The organism is Saliphagus infecundisoli, from assembly GCF_020177375.1.
Classification (GTDB): domain Archaea; phylum Halobacteriota; class Halobacteria; order Halobacteriales; family Natrialbaceae; genus Saliphagus; species Saliphagus infecundisoli.
Window position 1 is genome coordinate 90,818 of record NZ_JAIWHV010000010.1, and the last position, 8,426, is coordinate 99,243.

The following is an 8,426-nucleotide window of genomic DNA, read 5'->3' on the forward strand; positions in this document are numbered from 1 at the left end:
AAACCTGCCATAGTGATACTCTCGCCGGAGTCTATCATTTCGACTGCTCGCCATTCTCGATCCCCACAAATGGGACAGCCTCTAAGGATTGGTCTCCATATCAGCCTGTATCTCCATCTTATCACGGCTCTACACTCCTTACATTGGAAGAGATTGGACTTCTCTGATAGCATTACTTGGGAACGATTTACCCATCCTACTTTAGCCCTCGCCTCAGAAGTTCCACGACGTTACTGAGGAGAGCTAATCATGCCAGAACGAATCACTTGCCAAAACCAAGGTTGTGAGAGTAAGAGTTTCGCTGTCTTCAAATTCTACTCAGATAGGGAGATTGCTTGCGACGACTGTGGGACTGTGCTTACCGACGAAGCGATTCAGAGAAATAAGATTCAGGACGCTTCAGACTCGGAATAGCCTTTTCTGGCCTCTCTGTTGCCTTCTGAGAGCGTTTCCTCTCTTTGTGAGTAGCAGGACGGATTCGAGAAGGAGCGGCTTAGAACGGGGCTCAAGCTTTCACAAGAGAAGGTTGACTCGGGAAGATTGAGGAGGACCAAGAGTGTTTTCCCGTTTCCGAATTCCTCTACGAGAGAAGATGAGTGAGCCAGGAGACCAAGATAGCTAACGCATACCAAAGCAAGATATATGCCACATCTACCATTCCTTCAGTCACATATTTGCGGTTTTCAAGATTAGACAATAATCTACCAAACTGAGAAGACCGAACAAGTAATTTCAAAACACCAAATGATAGCATTAGAGATACGAGAGTGAAAACCAGATCTGGAACAAAATAGATGGCAAGTCCGAGGGGGATCGCGTAGCTGATATCAAAGGCCATCCACCTCATCTTGAAATATATATCCGACAAGTCTCTATTCTGGCTGTTGATCAGCTCTTGATTATGCTCTATCCAGCCTTTGTACTGGTCTCCCCCAATATTAGGGGTCTCGATTATGTTTATATCAACTTGTTTTATGGAGAAAGGTTTCAGGTCCGGTGCCGATAACAAGCTGACAGCTCCCTTAAGAGACCTATGCATTTGTCTGATTGCCCGGACAAGTCCAACAAGAGTCCCTGCAAGAGCTATATAAAAAGCGAATATCTCATAGGGAGAACTAAACCTGTCTACACTATGCAAAAACGGATTCTCCACAGAGAGTCCATATTCAGCGATGAAAATTGAGAGGGCAGCTATTGCTACACCGATGAATGCTAAGAGAATCCGAACTACGGACAGAGCTTGATCTTGGATGTGCTGATAAATCTCGATTTGCCCGGAGAGAACGTTAGCGGCTTCCTCTTGAGAGATATATGCCGTCTCCTCAGAGTCGCTCATTGCTCGCTCAACTCTGCCGTTATCAGATAGAACTTCCGCCGGAGCGTACTTTCATTCTCTAAGGCCCCTCTCGCCCTCTCTCAGACGATACTCTCCGATCCGAATGGTTTCCATAGTCTCTATCCCGGAATTGCTTAGAGACGCTTACAAGCTTCAAGAGAAAAGGGCGAATAACCAGAAATTAGTCAAATTGGTTTCCGAGAGTTGCTTGTTCTTGTTGATTGTCTTGGCCAATTGAATCTGAGGCATTATACTCTGAGTGTGCTACAGTGTAGCCATTTTTGGACTTTACTATATTCTCAGTAGTATAGAACTGAAGCGGCTTTTCTTGCTTCGTAGTTACAGGAAAGTCGTAATTCTCAGCTTCGTATTTGAAGTCTTTTCCCTGCTCCATTCGTTCTTTCACGAACTCTTCATGTCGGCTAATCCGCTTCGAGACGACCTCGTAAGCAAGTTGGTCAGCATTTGAAACTTTGGAGTTGAAGACTTTAACAAATTCATCATCAATTTCATATCCTACAGAATTTCGGCCCGCAATCATCGCCGCGAGACTTGTTGTACCAGTCCCCCAAAATGGGTCAAGAACAGTATCACCATATACACTATACATATTGATAAGACGGTATGGGATCTCCAGGGGATACGCCGCAGAACGATCGCGTAGATCGCTGTTACCGTTATCCAATTCTTGGAATGTTCCCTTAATCCCTTCCCAAATATCAGAGAACCACTCGTTTCTTTCCTCCCAAAAATAGGCAGAATTATATCTCACTTCGGAACCAGATTCGAATTTTCGGCTGTCCTTCCCGTTTCTAAAAATGAGCAAGTACTCATGCTCAAGCGTAGCGTAGGCATTTGGGGGGAGCATACCGCTCCCCATGAACTTTGCCGCTGAATTAGTCGGTTTTCGCCAAAGGATATCGGGGAGTGGCTCAAAGTTCAGGCTTTCAAAATAGTCAGTGATACGAACGTGGTTTGGATAAACGCGAAAACTATCGTCAACTTTTCGGGTAGCATCTCCAATATTGATACAGGCAATTCCTCCATCTACAAGGACTCGATTCACTTCATCCCATGTCTTATTCAATTGTTCATGCATCAAATCAAACGCCTTCTGACCGTTCCCTGTTTCAAGAGCATGGTCAATATCTCGATCAAGGGTAGAGAAAAGGTCATCCCACATCTCAATCATGGGATATGGAGGCGACGTGACGATTAATTCAACTTCGTTATCGTCTATCTGAGACAAGTCGTTTGAATTTCCGACAAATACCTCGTGTTCCGTCTTCATACAGACAAGCTATCTTCGGAGGATTTAGTAGTTATTGATGTACGCCAATCCAGAGTTATTCCCACCTATCACCCTCTAATTCCTCAGTCAACTCTGATATATCGACCATCATTCCCTTGTTTGTCTTGTTCTCATCATAGTACACGATTGGAACACGGATATTGTCTTGGAGATTATCCTTATAGGTTTCTGCCTTCACCTGCACAGGCTGGTTACCAATGAACCCGTCAATCCCTTTCCGCTCCTCTATAATAGTCGCTCTTCGCGTCTCTTCATCAAACTTCTCTCCCAGCTTGCGGAGAATAGCTTCTTGAATATCGAACCCTTCGTACGTTTTGAAAAGGACTAAATCACGGACAAAATCCTGAGTCATCTCTCTATCAACCTCTTCAAATGCATCTTTCATCTTCCGAACCATTGGATACATCTTCTCAGTTGCGTCATTAATCCGTTTTTGACCGTCATAATTTTCAAAATAGAAATCTACCCAATCTTCGAAGGTTCCCTCTGGATGCTCTTCCCGGAATTTTTCAATAAGCTCATTCATGTTTCCTACAACATCGTCCCGTGTAGATTGAGCGAATCGGTTAGCAGGGTTAAGAAGCTGAGTCGTGTATTTTGGGAACTCAACCGGGAATTCTTCAATCCCCTCAGCAACCAAACGTTCTCGCTCTTCTTCAGATATCATGAATTCGCTCTCATCAACCATACTCTCTGCATTCGTATCATATTGTAAAATACTTGTGAATGTATATTATCCTGAAAGACTTCTCGCCCCTCTCGCTCCCGTGAGCGCCTTCCAGTGGTCCTTTTGTAGTCTTGGCCTCGACAATGGTCAGAGACTACAAGAGAGCCTTAGAGAGACGACCAGTAATCGACGGGAGGGGGAGATCTACAGAGTTTGGAGACCGTTGCTCTGGATATGTCCAGAGAGGAAAGACTCGACCAAAAAGAAGGCAGTAATCTAAGAAGTGCGGAAAGACTGCCGCTACCTTTACCTCAGAATGAATGGAATTAGGTACTATGTCACCATCACTGACTGACGAAGCATTTCTCATAACGACGCCTGTTCATATTAACGGGCCAGAAAGTGGCGGAACTGGATTTTTCTTTAATTCTGGTGAAAGTACCTACATCGTCACTGCAGGCCATGTACTTTCTGAGATCGGAGGCCACCACGAACATATGGCATTGAGAGAGGAGATACGACAAGATCCTCCGAAAGTAACCTATTTCGTGAGAGTCGAGACGATCAGCGATACAGATAGGAGGTCTGTTGATTTATCCAGTGAAGGAAGATTATGGGGATTTGATCCCAATGGTTCCGATATCGCGGCCATACAAATTGATGAAAAGATACCCTCTATTACAGACCGCTATCTTTCTACCGAAGAATCAGAGAATTCAGGGTTGGAATTTAAATCCTGTTCATTTATAGAGGATCTTTTTATCGGAGATAGGCGTCTGAATACTGATCGAGTGTACAGCCTTGCTTATCCAGGGGAGATATATGATCGCACTACAAGATTTCCTATTAGAAGAAATGCATTGATTGCGTTTCCTCATAAGTTGGATTTCGAGGAAGAACCAAAGTTCCTTACAGATGCCCGGATGGACCCTGGAACCAGTGGAAGCCCCATTGTGGTCGGACCATCTGAGGTTAGATCACCCTGGGGCGGGCATCAATCTAAATCCAACCCTATATTTTTACTTGGTATCCATTCTGGAAATTACCTCCATGATGAAGGAAGTGATGGATCTAATGGCGAACATGATGAGGGGAGCACTTGTAGAAATAGTCACTATTCAGACTTAAATGAGACATGGCGGCCTGAAGCTATTATTCGTGCCGTGCAAGCTGCTGAAGAAATATAGGTTAGAGAGGAGGGTTAGAGGAGTAAATTAAGAGAACGGGAATTACTCTGGATAGCCCGACCCGTCCCAAGTCCTCAACTATCAGATAATCCACTACGGACTTGTCCTCAGATTCCCGTGAGGGGCGCGAGGTTTGCTTGTGAGGAGATTCCGAGGTAGTCGAGACCCATTCTACATTCTGCCTCAGAAATCCGGTCTGAGAATGAATAAGAAGCTTTCCGCTTTACATAGCGTGTCATAGAATAGTTCTCAACCCCTATCTTTCAAATCCACTCCCTATGAACGAAGCTGAAAGGTGGTACATTCACCCCGGGGAGCGGCAAAATGAGTGCTGTGAAATCGGTGAGTAGCGGGTATGAGACGTATTCTATGACACGCTCCTTTACAGAACGCTCTTGCGAAGGAGATTGTTGATACGGCTCTCCCCGGTGGAATCAGAATAGAAACTGCTTGTCTGATCGCTCAACGACCGGGTTCCCGTCTCAACCAACTGAGCAGAGAATCGCAGGACAGCTCTCCATCAACAATGTGCTACGCAAGAGCGTTACAGAAAGAAGGTTGAAATCACACCAATACCGTCTTCATCAATCTTGCAAATCTTCGGGAAGTGATAGGAGTGTCTCGTCTTGGTCAAATATCTTCTCGATATCCTCTTTCTCAACCCCCACCTCTAAATCCCGTTTCACAAGTTTATACAGGTCAAGGGTAGTGAGAACCTTGTAATCACCCCGTCGCTTCATGTAACTCTCTACGTTTGGTTCTATTCTGATATCCCGCTCCTCAGGCGCCATATCCATTTCCAGGTTTACAATCAAAAGCCCCGATATTTCTTTTTCGATAGATTCTGCAACCACGTTTTCCACCCACTCATCTAACTGTCTACCTTTACTGAGTTTGACTCCTCCGGTAGTTCCAGTAATCTCAAGAACGTACTTGGTTTCCTCAGTATGTAAAACCCCATCCCGCTTTCCGAGTTCCTCATCTTCTACGGTAAATCCGAGTTCTCGTAGGACTTTTCTCGTGATTTCTTCAAGCCTTGTACTGGTCTCGTAGAGAAGACCTTTGTAATCTGTTAGAGCATCTAACTCTTCCTCCAGGTCCTCTATTTCTGCCTTTTTCGAATCTATACTTTCCTCGATACTCTCTTCTTCGGGGAGGGTAAATTCTGAAAGCCATGAGGGTGGAGAGCGACCCTTTACTCCGCTCTCAATGTCAAACACCTGCTCAAGCGTACTTTTGACAAACTGGGAATAGGACCTTCCATAATGGGGTGGGATTAGAGCAATGTACCCATTATTGCTCACTTTGCCTGCTATCTTCTTACCATATGAATTTTCAGCTATGCTTTCTGAGTAATACCTTTTACCAACCTCTAATTGAATTATTTTGTCCCATTTGAACGTATTCCCAAAGTACCATTCCCAGTCCCCATTTACCACTCCTACTGACTCTCCCTCTTCGTCAGTCTTTAACGTCGTTGAGCAAGGAAGCCAATCCATTAGGTCGTATTCATCGGATAGGTCACTCGGACTTTCTTGCGGTTGATTGATCTCGCCCTCCCTCCCTTCCGCTACTCCGGTTTCGGGAATTTGGTGTAATGTGGTAGGACTGGTGTCAGTAGTATTGCCCATATTGACAATGGGTTCATCTGGAAGGTAGACTACCATATAGCCGAATTCATTAAGAAATGTAGCCACGTCTGAAGAGTCAAAAATACACGGCGAATCTTCTGACTTATTGTAGGGATGGTCGTAGTCTTCGGAATTCTCTTCTAACGTTCTCAGATTAACGAATACAATATCGTAATCCTTGAAATTAGCACTTTCATTCCATCCTACAGATTCATGTACGAAGGGTAAATCACTCCCTTTAGAGAGTATCCTCTTCATAGACAGTACTGGAGACTACTATGACATATTTCTATGGTACCAGTACTACGTCCATGACTCTCCCTTTTCACAGATTTTCCCTTCTCGTTTCTCACACTTTCCTGAGTGGCTTCCAGTTGAATCCACTTTCTACACAATCGGAATCCCCGACGATTTGATAAATGGGGGGAGCATCACTACCGCTTGAATCAGGAATCCGCTTAGGATTAGAATGGCACCCCAAAACCCGTCTATAGCATCTTGGATCATCAAATCTCGCAGGTCTGAATTATATCCACCATATCCACCCAAAGTCGTTTCTGCAATGGCTACCGGTCCCATGAACAATCCGCGAGCAAGGACCAATGCTCCAAGTACATTGACTGCAATACCGATTATCTGGGGATTTAGAGTCTTCGGGGCAAGAGCCAGATATCCGCCAATCAATAGCGCAGTGAGAAGGGTATACTCTGCCGTTTTCACGCCAAACTGCTCCCTGAAGACCTCAATACCCTCCTCGGAATACTCCGCTAACGTTTCCGATTCCCTGTATTCAATATCAGAGGGGTAGGGACCGTTGAGATAGCGCATTAGCAACTCCGCAAATGGGTCCGTGATTTTTCGAACTACGGGAAGAATCCGGTCCCACATCAAATATCGTTGGGAGAATGCTAATCCGGTTAGAATTTGAGTCTTCCGAACCGTCCGGAGTCTCCGACTATCCGATAATCTCACTACGGAGTGATCGTCACAATCTCCTGTATGGGCTCAGATTGGCTTGTGAGGCGATTCCGAAGCAATCGAGACCCAATCATTCTGGCTCAGAAACCCGCTTAGAGACGATGCTACGGATTCGAGATTACCCGTCGCTCACTGCATCCCGTCCGTCTTTGCTCGGACTCCACCCATTTCCGGGGCCATTACCCTCTATGAACCCCTTGTCGTTCAGCCGGTCCAGAGATGCCAGAATGTCTCTCCGTTCCTGATTATATCCACTTCCCCATTCAGGAAAAACTTCAAACCGAGTATCGTCTCGGTCAATGAGGGTTCTGTGTATGTCTCTGGCTCTTGGTTCGGACTCTTCGACTACTGTCTCCAGAGTGTGCTTCTCGTCTTCTGTTAGTTCTTCTTCCATCTTCATCCTAATCTCCCGAGTCATGGCTCATAATGCTTGGCTTTGGGTTTTCAGGTATTTAGATCTGGAATCCTATAGGACAGTAAACTCCGATAGCGGATATCCGGAACTTTCAACCGTATACGGCATGTATACGGACTATGGGAGGAACTAAGGTCGTCTCCTTTCGACTTGACCAAGAGAAGTACGAGGAGTTCTCCGATGCTGTTGAAGAGGTAGAAGCCACGGAATCAGAGAAGCTCCAATCCTTCGTGGACCTGTATCTCGAAGCCCGGAAGATCAACGGGGACGATACCGATGTAGCTAATCAACTAATAGAGGATATCCACTCGAATACGGAGCGTATACAAGGCGATATCGAAGGATTAGAGGAAAGACTCAAAGAAACAGAGCAATCGCTTCAACGACTCCGCAATCTCGGTATTCAAGCGGGAGGCCAAGAAGAGTAGCCTACCATTTCAATTCTGAGAGCCAAGAGTGGGGTTAGAATCTGTTTTCTATCGAGACGAAGGGGAACGGTCATTCAGGAGAGAAAATCGCTTAGAAGTCGAATACGGAGCTTCCATCCCACTCGGGGACTACTTCCCCATCGTCATTCAGGATTTTGAAGTAGTGAGCGTCATCGTCACTGTGCCGGATATGGTTCTTCAATGCTCCAGAGCCTGTCGGGAAGACTCGGCTACAGATTGGGCAACGAACTAAAGGGCCTTCCTCCGAGTCGGATCTACTCATCGGCTACCCCCCTTTATCATCCCTTCTAGTTTAACGACCCGAACCACCGCCATCTGATGATCACATATCGCTGGTGCTACCAGTTTGAGGAACCCGGTGGAGAGTATGACTTACACCCCACCGGATTCCGTAGTTGTTGACCGGATTCAAAGAGCGTTTCCCTCCGATAAGTTGCGCGAGCGTGCTCGC

The 8,426-nt window shown here is 45.7% G+C and carries 8 protein-coding genes; 2 read left to right on the top strand and 6 right to left on the bottom strand.

The features are described from left to right. Window positions 1-580: 580 nt before the first annotated feature. From LCF40_RS13325 to LCF40_RS13335, 3 genes are all read right to left on the bottom strand, one after another. Window positions 581-1,336: a hypothetical protein gene (locus LCF40_RS13325; RefSeq protein ID WP_224828795.1), complete on the bottom strand. Its 756-nt coding sequence runs from the start codon at window positions 1,334-1,336 to the stop codon at window positions 581-583. Between the two features lie 181 nt (window positions 1,337-1,517). Further along, window positions 1,518-2,627 (bottom strand): DNA-methyltransferase, encoded by a 1,110-nt coding sequence (locus LCF40_RS13330; protein ID WP_224828796.1) that lies wholly within the window; start codon window positions 2,625-2,627, stop codon window positions 1,518-1,520. 55 nt (window positions 2,628-2,682) lie between these two features. Continuing rightward, window positions 2,683-3,336, bottom strand: a complete 654-nt coding sequence (locus LCF40_RS13335; RefSeq protein WP_224828797.1) for an MjaI family restriction endonuclease — start codon at window positions 3,334-3,336, stop codon at window positions 2,683-2,685. Window positions 3,337-3,650: 314 nt separating this feature from the next. Here LCF40_RS13335 and LCF40_RS13340 point away from each other — a divergent pair, with 314 nt between their 5' ends. Next, the gene (locus tag LCF40_RS13340) at window positions 3,651-4,502 is read left to right on the top strand and encodes a trypsin-like peptidase domain-containing protein (protein WP_224828798.1); all 852 of its coding nucleotides are present in this window, start codon (window positions 3,651-3,653) and stop codon (window positions 4,500-4,502) included. A gap of 584 nt (window positions 4,503-5,086) precedes the next feature. On the opposite strand, the gene LCF40_RS13345 is transcribed toward LCF40_RS13340, so the two are convergent. The 3 genes from LCF40_RS13345 to LCF40_RS13355 form a co-directional block, all read right to left on the bottom strand. Next, window positions 5,087-6,391, bottom strand: coding sequence for a hypothetical protein (locus tag LCF40_RS13345; RefSeq protein ID WP_224828799.1), 1,305 nt, complete (start codon window positions 6,389-6,391; stop codon window positions 5,087-5,089). Between the two features lie 129 nt (window positions 6,392-6,520). Continuing rightward, window positions 6,521-6,961: a hypothetical protein gene (locus LCF40_RS13350; RefSeq protein WP_224828800.1), complete on the bottom strand. Its 441-nt coding sequence runs from the start codon at window positions 6,959-6,961 to the stop codon at window positions 6,521-6,523. 268 nt (window positions 6,962-7,229) lie between these two features. Then, complete coding sequence (locus LCF40_RS13355) at window positions 7,230-7,511, bottom strand: hypothetical protein (RefSeq protein WP_224828801.1); 282 nt, start codon at window positions 7,509-7,511, stop codon at window positions 7,230-7,232. 134 nt (window positions 7,512-7,645) lie between these two features. Here LCF40_RS13355 and LCF40_RS13360 point away from each other — a divergent pair, with 134 nt between their 5' ends. Beyond that, window positions 7,646-7,954 (top strand): hypothetical protein, encoded by a 309-nt coding sequence (locus tag LCF40_RS13360; RefSeq protein ID WP_224828802.1) that lies wholly within the window; start codon window positions 7,646-7,648, stop codon window positions 7,952-7,954. The last annotated feature ends 472 nt before the right edge of the window (window positions 7,955-8,426 follow it).

Excerpts from the sequence above, each read along its gene's own strand:
- LCF40_RS13325 (WP_224828795.1), bottom strand. The coding sequence starts at position 1,336 with ATGAGCGACTCTGAGGAGACGGCATATATCTCTCAAGAGGAAGCCGCT.
- LCF40_RS13330 (WP_224828796.1), bottom strand. The coding sequence starts at position 2,627 with ATGAAGACGGAACACGAGGTATTTGTCGGAAATTCAAACGACTTGTCT.
- LCF40_RS13335 (WP_224828797.1), bottom strand. The coding sequence starts at position 3,336 with ATGGTTGATGAGAGCGAATTCATGATATCTGAAGAAGAGCGAGAACGT.
- LCF40_RS13340 (WP_224828798.1), top strand. The coding sequence starts at position 3,651 with ATGTCACCATCACTGACTGACGAAGCATTTCTCATAACGACGCCTGTT.
- LCF40_RS13345 (WP_224828799.1), bottom strand. The coding sequence starts at position 6,391 with ATGAAGAGGATACTCTCTAAAGGGAGTGATTTACCCTTCGTACATGAA.
- LCF40_RS13350 (WP_224828800.1), bottom strand. The coding sequence starts at position 6,961 with ATGCGCTATCTCAACGGTCCCTACCCCTCTGATATTGAATACAGGGAA.
- LCF40_RS13355 (WP_224828801.1), bottom strand. The coding sequence starts at position 7,511 with ATGAAGATGGAAGAAGAACTAACAGAAGACGAGAAGCACACTCTGGAG.
- LCF40_RS13360 (WP_224828802.1), top strand. The coding sequence starts at position 7,646 with ATGGGAGGAACTAAGGTCGTCTCCTTTCGACTTGACCAAGAGAAGTAC.